The sequence below is a fragment of the Caballeronia sp. GAWG1-5s-s genome, from assembly GCF_023631445.1.
In the GTDB taxonomy this organism is placed as follows: Bacteria; Pseudomonadota; Gammaproteobacteria; order Burkholderiales; family Burkholderiaceae; genus Caballeronia.
Genome location: NZ_JALQDC010000030.1, coordinates 163,909 through 179,743, shown reverse-complemented (window position 1 = coordinate 179,743; position 15,835 = coordinate 163,909). Strand labels below are relative to the sequence as shown.

Genomic DNA, 15,835 nt, shown 5'->3' with positions numbered 1-15,835 from the left:
CTGTGGATCGATTCTGTGGATCGAAATTGTCGGATGTCAGCGCGCGGTCTTGCCGCCCGCCGCCACCGTCACCGCGATGATGAGCACGCCGTAGACGATCGCGCGCACGCCCGCATCCGCGCCGACTGCGTTGAGCGCGGCGTTCGTCAGAAACAGGAACATGGACGCGCCCCACACGCCGGCAATCGTCGCCTTGCCGCCCGTCACCAGCGTGCCGCCGATCACGACGACCGCAATCGAGATCAGCATGTACTCGACGCCCATGTCGAGCGACGCGCCGCCCGAGGTCGCCGCGAGCAAGAGCGCGGTCAGCGCCGCGATCATCGAACAGAGCACGTACGCGATGCAGCGCGTCGGATGCACGTTCACGCCCGCGAGCCACGCGGCCCGCGCGTTCTGTCCGATGGCGGAAAGCCGGCGGCCATAGACCGCGCGATGCAGCAGCACCGCGAGCGCCACCGACAACGCGAGCGCGAGCAGCGCGATATACGGCACATGCAAGAGCCGGCCCGTCGCGAACGCGCCGAGCGCGGGCGGCGGCGGCGGAAGCTGGCGTCCTTGTGTGATGGCGATCGACTGAATGATGAAGCTGGAGGACAGCGTCGCGATGATCGGCGGAATGCGCAGCAGCCGGATCAGCAGATAGTTCACGATGCCGATCGCCGCCCCGACGCCGAGCGCCGCCGCCACGCCCAGCAGAATCTGTCCGTTCTCACCGCCCATCACGTGCATGCCGACCACGCCCGCAAGCGCGATGGTCGACGGCACCGAGAGGTCGATGTTGCCGACGCCCGACGTGATGACGAGCATCTGCCCGAGACCGACGAGCACCATGAACACGCCGTAGGTGAGCGCGGTCTGCGCGACGTTGCTCGCAATGCCGAAGCCGAAGATGCCGACGATCGCGAACCACACGAGCACCGTGCCCGCGAAAGACCACGCCCACGGCGCCTGAAGGCTTCTGAGCCGCGTCCACGCGGTTTCGTTGTTGGCGATCGCCTCGCCCGATGTCTGCGTCTTCATTGCCGCTCCCCGCGTTGCAGCAGCACGCGCAACGACAGCACGATGATCAGGATCGCGCCCTGCATGCCGACCTGCCAGTCCGCCGAGATGTTGAGAAATGCCAGAAACGATGCCGCGAGCGTCAGCGTGATCGCGCCGAGCACAGCGCCGATGACCGACACGCGCCCGCCGACGAACTCGCCGCCGCCGAGAATCACCGCCGCGATGGAAAGCAGCGTGTAGCGCAGCGCGAGGTTGGCGTCGGCGGAAGTCGTGAGGCCGAGCAGCGAGAGCCCCGACAGCACGCCGAAAATGCCTGCTATGCCGTACAGCGTCGCCTTGCTGCGCACGAGCGACCAGCCGAAGCGGCGCATCGCACGCGGATTGCCGCCCGCGCCGCGAATGCGCACGCCGGCCGACGTGCGCATCAGCAGAAAGTGCCCGATGACGGCGATCAGCACCGACCACACGATAGGCGCGGCGATGAACGGCGTCTGGTAGCCCATCGCCGTGCCGAGCCAGCCGGGGCTCGTGCCGCCCGGAGAAGGCAGGAGCACGATGGCAAGCCCGCTCCACACGAACGAGAGCCCGAGCGTCACCACGATCGACGGAATCTGCCGCAGTTCGATCAACGCGCCGACGGCCGCATACGCGAGCACGCAGCCGATGAGCGCGAGCGTGCCGAGCCACGGTTGCTTCACGAGCAGCGTCGCGCCGATACAGGCGACCAGACTCACGAACGAACCGATGGACAAGTCGAGATCGTTGACGGTGATGATCGCGAGTTGCGCGAGCGTCGCGAGTACGATCGGCACGGCGAGATTCAGGAGCAGGCTGGAGCCGAAGTAGCTCATCACCGTCGGCTGCATGATGAGAATGGGCACCAGCACCGCGACGAGCGAGATGGCGGGAAGCAGCGCGCGCAGACGCGCTTGCGTGCCCTGAAACGTCGTGCGTGCGGGGGTCATGCGGCCTGCTCCTCGAAACTCGCGGCGAGGAGCGCTTCTTCCGTGCATTCGTCGGCGTGCAGCACGCGCGTGACGGCCGCCGAGCGGAACACATACGTGCGGTCGCAGTGCGACAGCTCCTCGTTTTCTGTCGTGTACCAGATGAACGTGCGGCCCTTCGCGGCTTCGTCGTGAACGAGGCGATAGATATCGCGCTTCGTGCCGACATCGACGCCGCGCGTGGGATCGTCCATCAGAATGAGTTGCGCATCCGATGCGAGCGCGCGGGCGAACAGCACCTTCTGCTGATTGCCGCCCGAGAGCGACAGAATGCCCGCGTTCATCGACGCGCCGCGTATGCCGATCTTCGCGCGCCATGCTTCGACGAGCGCGCGCGCCGCCGCCAGATCCACGAGACCGCGCTTCGCTTTCGCGCCGCCGAGCAGCCACCGCAAGTCGAGGTTCTGCGCGATCGACCAGACCGGAAACACGCCGTCGCGCCCGCGATCGCCCGCGACGAACGCCGCCTTCACGCGAGACGCGCCGCGTTTGGTCGCCGCTTCATAGATGGCGAGCAGCGCCTCGGTTTGTCCTTGCCCCGCGAGTCCCGCGAAGCCGACGATCTCGCCGCGCGACGCTTCGATGACCGTATGTTTCTTCGCGCCGACGTGCCAGCTAAACGGCTTGTCGTCGCTGCGCGCGCTGCGCTCGCGCACGGCGGCCGGCGTCTTTTCCGCTTCGAGCTGCTGGCCCATCGCCTGAATGATCGATGCGCGGCTCGACTGCTCGCGCGGCAACACGCCGACGATGCCGCCGTCGCGCATCACCATCACGCGGTCCGCCACGCGCTCGATTTCGCCGAGCATGTGCGTGATGAGCAGACACGTGATGCCGTTTTGCGCCGCGCGCTGCACGAAGTCGAGCAGCTGATCGGCGGTGTGGGCATCGAGCGATGAAGTCGGTTCGTCGAGAATCAGAAGACGCACCGGCGTATCCGTCACCGTGAAGCCGCGCGCGATTTCCACCATCTGCTTTTGCGTGAGCGTCAGGTCGGAGACGAGTTCATTGCCCTTCAGGCCGTTGCCCGGAAAGATCTCTTCGAGCTTCTCGCGCATCAGCGCTGTCGCCCGTTTGCGCCAGCCGCGCCCGCGCAATTGCGGATGCACGACCGTCATGTTCTCCGCGATCGTCAGATTCGGGCAAAGCGAGAGTTCCTGGAACACGCAGCGCACGCCGGCCTCGCGCGCGGCGTTCGCGTCGTAATGCGGCGCCTCGCGGCCGTCCACTTCGATGCGGCCTTGCGTAGGCGTATACACGCCCGCGAGCACGGCCATCAGCGTCGACTTGCCCGCGCCGTTGTGTCCCGCGATGCCGATGCATTCGCCGCGCTTGAACCCGAAGTCGATGTCCGCGAGCGCGCGCACCCGCCCGAAGCTCTTGCCGATTCCTTCGAAGCGGATCAGCGCGCCCTGCGCCTCGTTGCCGCTGGCTGCTGTTGCTGTTGCTGTTGCTGTTGCTGTTGCGCCCATTCACATGCCTCCATGCGTGGCGTCTGTCCTGCGTCTGTCGTGCTTATTTCTTGTCGAGCAAGGCCACGGTCTGCGGCAACGTGTACGTCACGTCGGCCAGGCCGCCCGGCGGCGTCGCGGCGAGCTTGGCGGGCAGCTCCTGCTGCGAAATGGCGAGCAGCGGCACGTTGATGGTCACTTCCTTCGGGATCTTCTTGCCCGCGAGCACTTGCTGCGCGACCCAGAACGCGAACGACACCGCGCCCGGCGGATTCGACAGCGAACGCGACTGATAGCCCGTCTTCGTCTGCTCGCTCCACCACTGGAGTTCGGGATACGTGCTGCCGATGATCATCGGCGGCGCGGGACGATTCGCGGCCTTGAACGCCTGCGCAATGCCGAACGACATCTCGCCTTCGGTGGCGACGCCATCGACTTGGGGCAGCGTCGGCAAAATGCCGGCGACGGCTTTCTGCGCGACCGATTGCGTCCAGTCGCCGTTCACCGAGCCGACGAGCTTCATCCCCGGATGCTTCTTGAGCCCTTCGAGCACGCCTTCGTGCATCAGGTTGTCGACGGAGATGCCCGCCACGCCGCGCACTTCGAGAATGTTGCCCTTGCCGTTCAGGCGCGTCGCGAGATAGTCGACGCCCTGTTCCGCCCAGCCCTTGAAGTCGAAGTTCACGCGATACGCGCAGGGTTCGTCGACCACGCCGTCGAACGACACCACGACGACGCCCGCGGCGCACGCCTTCTTGATGGTGCCGTTGAGCGCGGTGGGCGACACGGCGTCGATGACGATCGCGTTATAGCCCTGAAGAATCAGGTTCTGCACCTGCTGCGCCTGTTCCGTCACCTGGTTCTCGGCGGTCGTGAAAGCGGGCGCGGCGGCGACCTTCTTGTCGGCGACGGCCTGCTGCGCGACGGCGTTCCAGCTCTTGAGCATCGACTGCCGCCACGCGTTGCCCGCGAAGCTGTTGGACAGCGCGATCTTCTTTTGCGACGTATCGCCCGCGGCGACCTGCGCGTGGGCAGCGCCAGCGAGCGCGCAAACGGCGAGCGTGAGCGCGGCCTTGACCGGCATTCCTTTACGGAACATCTGTTCGTCTCCTTTCATTCTTCTTGTGGAGCGGCGCGACGCGACTCGGTCATCGGCACGCCCCTTCAGGCGCATTCGCACGCGGTGCGGATGCGTTGCTTTCAGTTAGTCTGCTCGATTCGTCCTGCGGTCAGGCCAATCACGGTGGTCAGGCCACCGCAATCGCGGAGCCAGTATAGCGACTGGTGCTAGCGCGCGCAATTCGCTTACGTTACCGGTAACGGCGTGCTGCGGACGGCATCGCACGGTCCACGGCAAAGGTCGGTTTTTCCGGTTCGGCGCAGGCGCGCAAGGTCGGCCATGCGCGAGGACGCAAGCGCCGGCCGCAACCAGTCATTAGAATGGCTGAACCGCCAGCACATCCCGTGAGAGCACATGAGCTTCGCGCGCAAAGCCACGTGGGCCGCCTGCATCGACACCCTCGCGTTCTCGGAGACCGAGACCGTGCCGGTGGCCGTGCTCCTGCGGCAGCGAAAAGCGCTCGCGAGTTTGCACGACGCATTCCAGGGCGAACGTTCGATAGCGCGGCTGCAAGAGGCCGCCGCACAGGCTGCGTCGGCCGGCTGCGCATCGCCGATGGCGAAGGTCCTCGAACTTCAGCGCGCCGACGACACGCTCATCGTGAAGGCTCAAGTCGGGATGGACGCCACGGCGATCGGGCGCGAGGCGGGCACGGCGGAAGCCGGCAATCCGCCCGGCGAGGCGCTGATTTCGGCGCGGCCGGTCGTCGTCGCCAATGTGCCCGCCGAACGCGGCGAGCGCGCGCCCGCGATCCTGCGCGAATACCGCGTCGTGACATCGGTGAGCCTGCCGCTCATCGGCGCCGAGGGACCGTACGGCATCCTCGAAGTGGATTACGACCAGCAGCACGAAGTCGACGCATCTCACCTCTCGTTTCTCGCCTCGATTGCGGCGATCCTCGCGGAAGGCATCGAATCGAGGCAACGGCACGAGGAACTGACCGAAGAACGCGACGCGAAGGCCGCGCTCCTGCGCGAGCAGCAGCACCGCATCCGCAACAATTTCCAGATGATTACCGCGCTCCTCGAACGGCGCGCGAGCGAGTGCGCGGACCCCGCGGTCCAGAAGGGCTATCGCGAAGTCGAGCGCCGCGTGTTCGCAATGGCATCGCTCTACGATCATCTGCTGGGCCTCGGCGAGCATGAGGAGAGCGTCGATCTCGGCGCGTATCTGGAAAACATGAGCGCGAGTTTCGAAGCCTTCTACGATCTCCCCGGCCATGACGTCTCGCTCGCGCTGGCGCTTGAACGCGGCGCGGCGACGCTTCCCATCGACACCTGCGCGGCTATCGGCACGGTGGTCAACGAACTGGTCGCCAACGCGGTCGAGCATGCTTTCGTTGGCTGCGCGGGCGAGATTCGCGTGGCCATGCAGCGCACGGCGGCGGGCGCGGAGATCGAAGTGAGCGACAACGGCTGCGGCTATGCCCCCGGCGCGAGCGAGAACACGGGCTTGAGCACGGTGCGACGCATCGTCGGCAGCTTCGGCGGCCAACTGACGATGCAATCGGCACAAGGCGGCGGCACGCGCTGGACGCTGACCGTGAACGCGCCTGACTGAACGCACCCGTCGCGAGCCGCATTCGCGGCGCAGGCAGACGGCTTGCTGCACCACAGGCAATGACCACTACCGAGGACAACGCCATGACTCAGCTCGCCCTGCCCCTGCGTCGCTCGCCCTTAGCGGCCGTGTTGTGGATGTCGACGCCATCCGGCGCGCCATCCGACGAATCTGACGACGATCTCGACGACGTGCTCGACGAGACCGGCGCGGTAACGAACCGCAGCAACGGCAAGACGGGCACCAATACGGAAGCCGAGCCCGACCCGAAGTCATGACGCCTGCCGCTGCGGTCGAGTCACTTCAACACGCCCTGACGCAGACCGGCATAAGCATTGCTGCCATCCGCAGGTCGGATAACGGAGAGCAGTAATGAGCAAGCGTGAAGTTCCGGGCGTAGGCCCGTATGGCGGACCGGCGGGTGGATGGGGCGCGTTGCAGGCCGTCGCGCGGGCGCTGAAGCAGCAAATGGGCGTCGCGCGCGAAGCGACGATGCTCCTCAAAGTCAACCAGCCCGCGGGCTTCGATTGTCCGGGCTGCGCGTGGCCGGACCCGCGCAGCACGTCGTCGTTCGAATTCTGCGAGAACGGCGCGAAGGCCGTCTCGTGGGAAGCCACCACGAAGCGCACGACGCCCGAATTCTTCGGACGCCACACCGTAAGCGAACTGTGGACGTGGAACGACTTCGCGCTGGAAGACGAAGGACGGCTCACGCATCCGATGCGCTACGACGCCGCGTCCGACCGCTATCTGCCGATCTCGTGGGACGAGGCATTCGAACGCATCGGCCAGTCGTTGCGGGCGTTGCCGGACCCGAACATGGCGGAGTTCTATACCTCGGGCCGCGCATCGAACGAAGCGGCGTTCCTGTATCAACTGTTCGCGCGGCGCTTCGGCACCAACAACTTCCCCGATTGCTCGAACATGTGCCACGAGCCGACGAGCGTCGGTTTGCCCGAGTCCATCGGCGTGGGCAAGGGAACGGTGACGCTCGCGGACTTCGATCACTGCGACGCGATCTTCTGCATCGGACACAATCCCGGCACCAACCATCCGCGCATGCTCGCGACGCTGCGCGCGGCCGCCCGGCGCGGCGCGAAGATCGTCGTGCTCAATCCGCTGCGCGAGCGCGGACTCGAGCGCTTCGCCTCGCCACAGGACCCGGTCGAAATGGTCACGGGCCGCTCGACCGCCATCGCCACGGATTACATTCAGGTGCGCATTGGCGGCGATGTCGCGTTCCTCAAAGGCATGATGAAGACGGTGCTCGCGCTAGACCGCGAGAGCCAGGCGCAAGGCGGCGAAGGCGTGCTGGATCGCGCGTTCATCGACGAACACACGAGCGGCATCGACGAACTGATCGCCGACATCGACGCGACTTCGTGGGAGCAGATCGTCGGCGCGTCGGGCGTCGAGCGCGAAGAGATCGAGCACATCGGCAAGCTGTATGCGAATGCGAAAGCGGTGATCGCGTGCTATGGCATGGGCATCACGCAGCACCACAGCGGCACGGCCAACGTGCAGCAGATCGTCAACCTGCTGCTTCTGCGCGGCAACATGGGCCGCGACGGCGCGGGCATCTGCCCCTTGCGCGGCCATTCGAACGTGCAAGGCGATCGCACCGTCGGCATCACCGAAATACCGCATCAGGAAATGCTCGATTCGCTCGGGCGCGTGTTCGGCTTCACGCCGCCGCGCGAGCACGGCCACGGCGCGATCTCCGCCATCGAAGCGATGCGCGATGGCCGCGCGAAGGCGCTCATCGCGCTCGGCGGCAATCTGCCGGTAGCGATGTCGGATACGCCCGTCTGCTATGAGGCCATGCGCAAACTCGACCTCGCCGTGCATATCGCGACGAAGCTGAATCGCTCGCACTTGCTGGTCGCGAAGGAAACGATCCTGCTGCCCTGTCTCGGCCGCACGGAACTGGATGTGCAGGAGAGCGGACCGCAGTCCATTACGGTCGAAGACTCGATGTCGATGGTGCATGCGTCGCGCGGGTCGCTGCCGCCCGCGTCCGAACATCTGCGCTCGGAACCGGCCATCGTCGCGGGCATCGCGAAAGCGACGCTCGACGATCCGTCGCTCGACTGGGACGGCTGGGTGGCGGACTACAACCGCATCCGCGATCTCATCGAGCAAGTGTTTCCGCAGTTCGAGCGCTACAACGAGCGCATTCAGGACCCGGGCGGCTTCCGCCTTTTCAACGCCGCCGCTGCGCGCCGTTGGGATACGCCGGAGGGACGCGCGCGCTTCATCGCGCATAAGGGCGTGATGATGGACCCGCGCGTGGACCGCAGCGACGCGCTGATTCTCGCGACCATCCGCAGCCACGATCAGTACAACACGACGATCTACGGCTTCAATGACCGTTACCGCGGCATCACGGGTCGGCGCGACGTGGTGTTCGTGAACGAACGCGATCTCGAAGCGCGCGGGCTTCAACACGGCGATCTCGTGGATCTGGAGACGATCGAAAGCACGGTCAGCGTCGGCGGCTCGCGCCGTTTGTGCGGACTCACTGCGGTCGCGTTCGATATCGCGCAGGGGTCCATCGCCGCGTACTATCCGGAAGCCAACTGCCTCGTGTCGCTCTCGGACAACGACGCGCGCAGCGGCACGCCGGCGTACAAGTCGATTCCGGTGCTGCTCTCGCTGAGCCAGGGCGACTGTCAGGTGGGCGCCGACGCGCACACGTGGCAGCACGGCGACGTCCCCAACGACAAGACCGGCGCCACCGTCGCGGCGGAAGAGCCGGAGCATCGGCGCGTGCGGAACACGCCGAACTGAGCGCGGCTAAACGGCGGCAGGCGAAAGCGAGCCTGCCGCTTTTTCCGCACGATCTGTCTATTTTTCGCACGCTATCAAGTCGGCGCAATCGTTTCCGTTATTACAGCCCAGAGGCCGCTCGTCCCGCGCTGGGCCGTGAGCGAACATCAACGAAACGACGACTCGCATGACTTTTTCTAGAAAACTCTGGCTGCCCCTGCTCCTGAGCCTTGCGTGCCTGGCAGGAATCTCCGTGGCCGACGCATTCCGCATGCGCGCCGTACGCACGGAGCAAACCAAGCTCGACATCAAGCACGCGACGGAAGTCGCGAACAGCATCATCAAGGAGTTCGCGCAGCAAGCGGCGAGCGGCGCGATCACGCAGGATCAGGCCAAACAGGGCGCGTTGAGCGCGATCCGCGACATTCGCTTCGGCGACAACGGCTACTTCAGCGTATTCGACTCGCAGGCGAAGGTGCTGGTGCATCCGATGAAACCCGAGTTCGTCGGCAAGGTCATGATGGACTTCAAGGACCCGAACGGCGTCTATCTGTACCGCGAGATCATCGACGTGGGCAAGCGCGAGGGCGCAGGCTACACCTACTATTCGTTCGCCAAACCCGGCAGCAACCAGATCCTGCCGAAGATGTCGTATGTCTCGATGTATCAGCCGTGGGACTGGCTCATCGTGACGGGCGTGTATATCGACGACATCAACGCCGCCTTCTACGCGTCGCTCGGCTGGAGCCTCGGCGTGCTCGCGGTGATCGCGCTGGTGCTGTGCGTGGTCGTGTCGCGGCTCAATCGCGGCATTCTGCGGTCGATGGGCGGCGAGCCGTCGTACGCGGCGGAAGTCGCTAACCAGATCGCGGACAACAATCTCACCGTGGATGTCGCGACTCAGGCGGACGATCATTCCAGCCTCATGTATTCGATGGCCCGCATGCGTGCCCAATTGCTTACTGCGATCGAGAGCGTGAAGACGTCGGCCAACGCGATTGCAAGCGCGAGCCGCGAGATCGCGGTCGGCAACACGGATCTGTCGTCGCGCACGGAGCAGCAGGCGGCGTCGCTGGAGGAAACGGCGGCGAGCATGGAAGAACTGACCGCGGCCGTGAAGCACAACTCGGAGAACGCGCGGCAGGCGAGCGGCCTCGCCGGCACGGCGCGGGACGTCGCGAAGGAAGGCACGACGATCGTCGGCGAAGTGGTCGGCACGATGGCCGAAATCGAACATAGCTCGCACAAGATCGGCGAGATCATCGACATGATCGAAGGCATCGCGTTCCAGACCAACATCCTCGCGCTGAATGCGGCCGTCGAAGCGGCGCGCGCGGGCGAGCAAGGCCGCGGCTTCGCGGTGGTGGCGGGCGAAGTGCGCAGTCTCGCGCAACGGTCTTCGACGGCCTCAAAGGAGATTCGCGAACTGATCGAGGCGTCCAGCACGCGCGTTCACGCGGGCACTCAACTCGTCGGCCGAGCCGGCGACACAATGACGAAGATAAGCGCGGCTATCCAGAAGGTGACCGACATCATGGACGAGATCGCGTCTGCATCGAACGAGCAGAGTCGCGGCATCGAACAGGTGAATCAGGCCATTAGCCAGATGGACGAAGTCACGCAGCAAAACGCAGCGCTGGTGGAACAGGCGGCTGCGGCGGCCGGGTCGCTGCAGGATCAGGCCGAGCAGTTGAAGTCGACGATGGCCGTGTTCAGAACGGCGTCGGTCTGATCATGACTCCGCGAACTAACGCAGCGGCCGCGAGCCTGTGGAACTGAAGGTGGCGTGGCCGAGCGAGTTCAGCTTTCGCGATACGCGGCGAAGCAGAAAGCGGCCGACATTCCATGCAATCCACGGGTCGCTCGCGCATGTTTTGAGTACGCTCGCGGTGCCTTCCGACTTGCGCATCGAGACGAGCTTCGTCTTCGCATTGAGCCACCTGAGACTTTTCGAGCGGCGAGCGACGAGCGCCCGCAAACGTGGATTGCCACCGATTGCGGGCCGCGACAACAGCTGATCGGTGGCCGTCTTCATCGCGCTGTAGTTCACCCTTGTACGGCTCATGCCGGATGCGGTCTTGCTGATCGAGCCCATTCTCTCCGTGTAGAGATAGTAGGCATCGTTGGTGCATACCCAGACACAGCCGGCTAGCAGCGCGTCGAGCATCAAGTGGAAGTCCTCGCCATGACGCAAGCTCACGGGATAGCGCAGCCCCCGGTTCACCAGCGCGTCGCGGCGAAATAGCGGCATGAGAAGGCCGAAGTCGCATTCGGTCGATTCCCCTGCCGCGTTGTACAGGAAGCTATCCAGCGTGACCTGGAAATGCGGCTCGCTTCCTCTTCGGCGGAATCCGGGCCGGACGACTTCCTGTGCGACTGCATCGTAGATCAGCAGGTTGTCCGTCACGATATCGGCCCCGGTATCGTTTCCGAGGCGCACGAGCCGCTCTAACCGTTCAGGAGCGAAGCGGTCGTCGGCGTCGAGAAGCGCGATCCACTGACCACGCGCTTTCTCGATGCCCGCATTGCGCGCGCCGCCGGGCCCCACGTTCTCGGCGAGATTGATCAGCTTAATGCGGCTGTCTTCTTTCGATGCAGCTTCCACGACTTTGGCTGTATCGTCCGTCGAGGCGTCGTTGACGACGATGATTTCGAGTGGCGCGAGCGTCTGCTTTTGCAGCGATGCGATTCCGACTCGTATGAAGTCCTGCGCATTGTAGGCGGGAATTACGACCGATACTGACATGCGGGTCCTCCCAGACTGCCACAGTGTCGACAGGCAGTGGTGCCTACCGAATGCACCGTAGCATAGTCAATGCGCGAATCAAGTGCAATGCGTGAAGATATGCACTGCGAAAGAGCGCGTCGAACCGACGGAACGTTCGATTCGGCTGTTGCGGCGCAACACTGTAAGCGGCCCGCAGACCGCTCGCCCGCATCATCCGCCGGCTTCATCCTTTACATAGGATGTCGAACCATTACCGAAAGACCATTCGTCGCGCGCATTCGGCTGCAACACGATCAGCACGTCCTCCGGACGCAAGCCCGGGTTCGCCGCGAGATTGTTCGCGACGGCCTTGAACAGCGCCTTCTTCTGCGCCGTGTCGCGCCAATTGCCGGCCGTGATGTTGATCACGACGAGGTCGTCGGTGCGATGAATCCCGAGATAGTCGCTGTCGTAGATGAACTCCTCGCGCTCGTGCTGATGAACGAGGTGGAATCGATCGTCGGCCGGCGCGCCATAGGCCTCGACTAGCGCCTGATGCACGCCGTCGCTAATGGCTCGGATATGCGCGGTGGACTTGCCTTTGATCAGAGAAATGCGGATGAGCGGCATGGCTTGTTCACTCCGGTTACGAGACTGTGGGCGTCTCTGCTACTTGACGTGCAAACAATACGGCCGGATCATCATTCCGTAAATTTGAAACTTGCGAACTGTCGCATCAGAGAAATCGAACGATGCCTACGCGAACCAATCTCGACATGGATGTGCTGAGAACCTTCGTCACCGGGTTCGAACTCGGCAGCTTCGCGCGCGCGGCAGAGCGCCTCGGCCGCTCTCAATCTGCAATCAGCACGCAGTTGCGGAGGCTGGAGGACCAGATCGGCCGGCCTCTCGTGCAGAAGTCCGGGCGCGGGCTCGCGCTCACGACAGCGGGTGAAGGTCTGCTGAGCTACGCGAAGCGCTTGCTCGAACTCAACGACGAAGCAGTGGAAACCGTGAGGGGATCGGACCTCGAAGGCTGGGCGCGTCTCGGCTTGCCGCAGGACTTTGCGGAAAGCTGGCTGCCGGCCGTCCTCAGCCGGTTCGCGAGAGCGCATCCGAAGGTTCGCGTCGAGGTCCAGGTGGATAGAAGCGCGTCGCTCATCGAGAAGACGCTCTCCGGCGCGCTCGATGTCGCGCTCGTCTGGGGAGACGGCAACGCGTCGCCGCATGGCGAACGCGTGGCGGCCGTGCCCATCCAGTGGGTCGGGCGGCCTGATTGGGGTGGCGTGGAAAGTCTTGGCGGGCAGCCGCTGCCCTTCGTGGCGTTCGAGCCGCCCTGCACGTTCCGCTCGGCCGCCGTCGATGCAATGGATGCAGCCGGCCTGTCGTGGAGGCTCGTGTTCACCAGTCTCAGTCTTTCGGGGCTTTGGGCTGCGGTCGAGGGCGGCCTCGGCATCACCGTTCGCACCGCCCTCAAGATGCCGCCATCGCTCATTGCGCTGGACCCGGTGACAACCGGCTTGCCCGCGCTGCCGCTCGCGCCGCTTGCGCTGCATCGCGCTGAAGCCGAACCCACGGCCGCTGTCACCAAGCTGACCGATATCGTGACCGAAACGATCCGCGACGAGCTTGCCGCCGTGGCGGTGCGCTGAGCGACGGTTCGATTCGATGAATGGATGAGTTCCAAACTTTCAAATTGCTCGAAGCGGCGCGCAGCCCTATCGTTTGCATACGCAACGCGCTCGCGTGTGCATCGAACAAGGAGAAATGGCCATGCCCTTCATCAGCGTCAAAGCGATCGGTGAACCGCTCGCGCAACATCAGGTGAAAGCGATTCAGGAAGGCATCACTGCGTTGATGGTCGATGTCCTTCGCAAGGTCGGGCCTCTAGTGGGCGTCCTTGTCGAACAGGTAGCAGCCAAGAGTTGGACCGTCGGTGGCGAGCCGGTCGCATGCGCCGCGCAGGTCGATGCCATCGTCAGTGCCGGAACCAATACTGCGGAAGAGAAGGCCCGCTTCATCCGTGAAGCCAACGCACTGCTCAAATCGGTGATCGGCAACACGCTGTCGGAAGTGAGCTATGTCGTGATTCACGAAGTGCCGAAAGACAGCTGGGGCTACGACGGACTCACGCAAGCCTATCGCGCCGATGCGCGCGCCTCGCGCGAATCATGACGAGCCGCGAGCGCGGCGTGCCATTGGGGCAGAGAGCAAGGTGCATCACCGCTTAACGTGATGATGCACCGCGAGCAACGGGTTAAGCCGCGAGCACCTCGTCAACCGCTTCGACCGCCGCCGCATGTTCGCGAATCAGCCGATACACCGTCTCGCCAGGCACCGTCTCCGATTCGAGCAGTTGATCCGCAATCGCGCGAAGCACCGGCTCATTCGCCTTGAGCAACGCAAAGCAGGCATCGTTCAGGTCGGAGAGAAGCTCGTTCGCGTGCCCGATCGCCGTCTTCAACTGAAGGCCCGCCACTTGTTGCGGCAAGGCGGCGAGGCTGAACAGATTGCCGTCGTTATTGAAGCCGAACTTCGAGACCATATCCAGCCCGATGCGCGATGCTTCCTGCAAGTCCTGCGCCGCGCCGCTCGATGCCTCGTTGAACATCAACAGTTCCGCGTTGCGTCCGCCGAGCAGCACCTGAATTTCGTTACGCATCTCGGTCTCGCGATACAGATGCTTGTCCTGCGCCTTCGTGATCAGCGCGACGCCGAGCGCGCCGCCGCGCGGCAGAATGGTGACTTCTTCGAGCACGCCCGTGTTCAGCAGCGCCGCAACCAGCCCATGCCCGGCTTCGTGAATGGCAATGCGCGTGCGTTCGTCGTCGGACAGCGCGCGCTCCGCGCCGTTGATGTCGCCGATGCGCGCGATCTTGATCGCTTCGACGAAATGATCGGACGCGACTTCCGTATCGCCGGCTTTGCGCGCGACGAGACCCGCCTGATTCACGATCATCGCGAGCGTGGCCGGCGACAAGCCCGTGGTCAGTCGCGCAAGCTGCGTGAAGTCGATGTCGCCCGCCTTCGTCTTCAGGTTGGCTGCGTAGAAACGCAGGATCTTCTCGCGGTCCTCGATATCAGGCAAACGCACCTGGATGGTCCGGTCGAAACGGCCCGGGCGGCGCAGCGCCTCGTCGAGATTATCGGGGTGATTCGTCGCCGCAACGATGATCACGCCTTCGTTCGACGCGAAGCCATCCATCTCTGCAAGCAGCTGGTTGATGATGCGGTTGCTCTCCGCTTCCACAGGACCGCCGCCCGTATCCGTGCGCTTGCCGAGGCCGTCCGCTTCGTCGATGAAGATGACCGTCGGCGCGTTCTTGCGCGCGAGTTCGAACAGGTGCTTCACCTTCTGAATGCCGACGCCGTAGTACTTCGCGCTGAAATAGCTGCCCGTGATCGCAATGAAGTTCGCGCCGCATTCGCCCGCGAGCGCCTGCGCGAGACGCGTCTTGCCGACGCCCGGCCCGCCCGTCATGAGGATGCCGCACGGCGCGCGCACGCCCATGCCGGTGAATTGCGCGGGCTCGGTCAGCCACGCGCGCACGTCCGCGAGCGCGGCTTTCGCTTCGCCCGCGCCGATCACGTCGTCGAAGCGCATGGCCGGCGATTTCGCCAGCAATTGCGCGCCGCCGCGCATCTCGCGGCGCATGAACCACAACAAGCCGGCGACCATCGCGACGGGCAACAGGATGCTCAGGAGATCGCGCAGGCGATTGAAGTCGTCGTCCCATCGCGCCATGCCCGTTTGCACGTTCGCGTCGGGCAGCCAGACCAGTTGATACGACGCGGCTTCGCCGGATTTCATATCGCCGATCAAGAGCGCATTCGAAAAGGCGCCGTTATGGTCGGCGACGTAGTACTTCTCGCCGCGCTGCGTCGATACGAGAATCGCATCGCGGCTCACGCCGATGGCGGCCACGTCGCGGGCGCGGATATCGGCCATGAGTTGAGAGACGTCTTTCTCGCGATGCGTCCACGGCTTCGCGTCGGCGCGCATCGCGCTCGCCACGCCGGCGAGCGCGAGCGGCTCGTGGTGCGCGGCATCGGCATGATGACGCCACGCGATGGCGCCCGCAGTGGCGATCAGCGCGGCGACCGCGACGCCGTACGCGACCAAGCGGCCAAAGCGCGTGCGAAAGAGATTCCTTACCGGTTTCATCTGGCAAATCCTGAAACGCGTCGCGATGGCGACCGTTCTTTGTGTGGGCGTAAGCGC

The 15,835-nt window shown here is 64.6% G+C and carries 13 protein-coding genes; 6 read left to right on the top strand and 7 right to left on the bottom strand.

The window, feature by feature from the left end; genetic code table 11:
• Positions 1 to 36: 36 nt before the first annotated feature.
• From NCR34_RS23200 to NCR34_RS23185, 4 genes are read right to left on the bottom strand one after another with little or no spacing between them, the layout of a single operon-like run.
• Positions 37 to 1,023 carry an ABC transporter permease gene (locus NCR34_RS23200; RefSeq protein WP_250501135.1) on the bottom strand — a complete coding sequence of 329 codons (987 nt, stop codon included), beginning with the start codon at positions 1,021 to 1,023 and terminating at the stop codon, positions 37 to 39.
• Positions 1,020 to 1,970 carry an ABC transporter permease gene (locus NCR34_RS23195; protein WP_250501134.1) on the bottom strand — a complete coding sequence of 317 codons (951 nt, stop codon included), beginning with the start codon at positions 1,968 to 1,970 and terminating at the stop codon, positions 1,020 to 1,022. Before NCR34_RS23195 ends, NCR34_RS23200 begins: the two co-directional genes overlap by 4 nt.
• Entirely contained in the window at positions 1,967 to 3,478 is a 1,512-nt protein-coding gene (locus NCR34_RS23190; RefSeq protein ID WP_250501133.1) for a sugar ABC transporter ATP-binding protein, read from the bottom strand. Before NCR34_RS23190 ends, NCR34_RS23195 begins: the two co-directional genes overlap by 4 nt.
• A 43-nt stretch (positions 3,479 to 3,521) precedes the next feature.
• Positions 3,522 to 4,556 carry a substrate-binding domain-containing protein gene (locus NCR34_RS23185; RefSeq protein WP_206470401.1) on the bottom strand — a complete coding sequence of 345 codons (1,035 nt, stop codon included), beginning with the start codon at positions 4,554 to 4,556 and terminating at the stop codon, positions 3,522 to 3,524.
• A 375-nt stretch (positions 4,557 to 4,931) separates the two neighbouring features.
• On the opposite strand from NCR34_RS23185, the gene NCR34_RS23180 reads away from it, so the two are divergent.
• The 4 genes from NCR34_RS23180 (at position 4,932) to NCR34_RS28080 (ending at position 10,638) form a co-directional block, all read left to right on the top strand.
• Positions 4,932 to 6,137: a sensor histidine kinase gene (locus tag NCR34_RS23180; protein ID WP_250501132.1), complete on the top strand. Its 1,206-nt coding sequence runs from the start codon at positions 4,932 to 4,934 to the stop codon at positions 6,135 to 6,137.
• A gap of 83 nt (positions 6,138 to 6,220) precedes the next feature.
• Complete coding sequence (locus NCR34_RS23175) at positions 6,221 to 6,415, top strand: hypothetical protein (RefSeq protein WP_250501131.1); 195 nt, start codon at positions 6,221 to 6,223, stop codon at positions 6,413 to 6,415.
• Between the two features lie 94 nt (positions 6,416 to 6,509).
• Positions 6,510 to 8,927, top strand: a complete 2,418-nt coding sequence (locus tag NCR34_RS23170) for an FdhF/YdeP family oxidoreductase (protein ID WP_250501130.1) — start codon at positions 6,510 to 6,512, stop codon at positions 8,925 to 8,927.
• 232 nt (positions 8,928 to 9,159) lie between these two features.
• Positions 9,160 to 10,638, top strand: a complete 1,479-nt coding sequence (locus NCR34_RS28080; protein WP_350029447.1) for a methyl-accepting chemotaxis protein — start codon at positions 9,160 to 9,162, stop codon at positions 10,636 to 10,638.
• 15 nt (positions 10,639 to 10,653) lie between these two features.
• On the opposite strand, the gene NCR34_RS23155 is transcribed toward NCR34_RS28080, so the two are convergent.
• Positions 10,654 to 11,652 (bottom strand): glycosyltransferase family 2 protein, encoded by a 999-nt coding sequence (locus NCR34_RS23155; RefSeq protein WP_250501129.1) that lies wholly within the window; start codon positions 11,650 to 11,652, stop codon positions 10,654 to 10,656.
• 192 nt (positions 11,653 to 11,844) lie between these two features.
• Positions 11,845 to 12,243: a tautomerase family protein gene (locus tag NCR34_RS23150; RefSeq protein WP_250501128.1), complete on the bottom strand. Its 399-nt coding sequence runs from the start codon at positions 12,241 to 12,243 to the stop codon at positions 11,845 to 11,847.
• A gap of 122 nt (positions 12,244 to 12,365) precedes the next feature.
• Between NCR34_RS23150 and NCR34_RS23145 the strand changes: the two genes are divergently transcribed.
• Together NCR34_RS23145 and NCR34_RS23140 are read left to right on the top strand one after the other, a co-directional pair.
• Positions 12,366 to 13,265: a LysR substrate-binding domain-containing protein gene (locus tag NCR34_RS23145; protein WP_250501127.1), complete on the top strand. Its 900-nt coding sequence runs from the start codon at positions 12,366 to 12,368 to the stop codon at positions 13,263 to 13,265.
• A gap of 121 nt (positions 13,266 to 13,386) precedes the next feature.
• Positions 13,387 to 13,788 (top strand): tautomerase family protein, encoded by a 402-nt coding sequence (locus NCR34_RS23140; RefSeq protein WP_250501126.1) that lies wholly within the window; start codon positions 13,387 to 13,389, stop codon positions 13,786 to 13,788.
• Positions 13,789 to 13,870: 82 nt separating this feature from the next.
• On the opposite strand, the gene NCR34_RS23135 is transcribed toward NCR34_RS23140, so the two are convergent.
• Positions 13,871 to 15,778 carry an AAA family ATPase gene (locus NCR34_RS23135; protein WP_250501125.1) on the bottom strand — a complete coding sequence of 636 codons (1,908 nt, stop codon included), beginning with the start codon at positions 15,776 to 15,778 and terminating at the stop codon, positions 13,871 to 13,873.
• Positions 15,779 to 15,835 lie beyond the last annotated feature (57 nt).

What these genes read in the sequence shown, in the direction of transcription:
- NCR34_RS23200 (WP_250501135.1), bottom strand. Translation starts at nt 1,023, where the DNA reads ATGAAGACGCAGACATCGGGCGAGGCGATCGCCAACAACGAAACCGCG.
- NCR34_RS23195 (WP_250501134.1), bottom strand. Translation starts at nt 1,970, where the DNA reads ATGACCCCCGCACGCACGACGTTTCAGGGCACGCAAGCGCGTCTGCGC.
- NCR34_RS23190 (WP_250501133.1), bottom strand. Translation starts at nt 3,478, where the DNA reads ATGGGCGCAACAGCAACAGCAACAGCAACAGCAACAGCAGCCAGCGGC.
- NCR34_RS23185 (WP_206470401.1), bottom strand. Translation starts at nt 4,556, where the DNA reads ATGTTCCGTAAAGGAATGCCGGTCAAGGCCGCGCTCACGCTCGCCGTT.
- NCR34_RS23180 (WP_250501132.1), top strand. Translation starts at nt 4,932, where the DNA reads ATGAGCTTCGCGCGCAAAGCCACGTGGGCCGCCTGCATCGACACCCTC.
- NCR34_RS23175 (WP_250501131.1), top strand. Translation starts at nt 6,221, where the DNA reads ATGACTCAGCTCGCCCTGCCCCTGCGTCGCTCGCCCTTAGCGGCCGTG.
- NCR34_RS23170 (WP_250501130.1), top strand. Translation starts at nt 6,510, where the DNA reads ATGAGCAAGCGTGAAGTTCCGGGCGTAGGCCCGTATGGCGGACCGGCG.
- NCR34_RS23155 (WP_250501129.1), bottom strand. Translation starts at nt 11,652, where the DNA reads ATGTCAGTATCGGTCGTAATTCCCGCCTACAATGCGCAGGACTTCATA.
- NCR34_RS23150 (WP_250501128.1), bottom strand. Translation starts at nt 12,243, where the DNA reads ATGCCGCTCATCCGCATTTCTCTGATCAAAGGCAAGTCCACCGCGCAT.
- NCR34_RS23145 (WP_250501127.1), top strand. Translation starts at nt 12,366, where the DNA reads ATGCCTACGCGAACCAATCTCGACATGGATGTGCTGAGAACCTTCGTC.
- NCR34_RS23140 (WP_250501126.1), top strand. Translation starts at nt 13,387, where the DNA reads ATGCCCTTCATCAGCGTCAAAGCGATCGGTGAACCGCTCGCGCAACAT.
- NCR34_RS23135 (WP_250501125.1), bottom strand. Translation starts at nt 15,778, where the DNA reads ATGAAACCGGTAAGGAATCTCTTTCGCACGCGCTTTGGCCGCTTGGTC.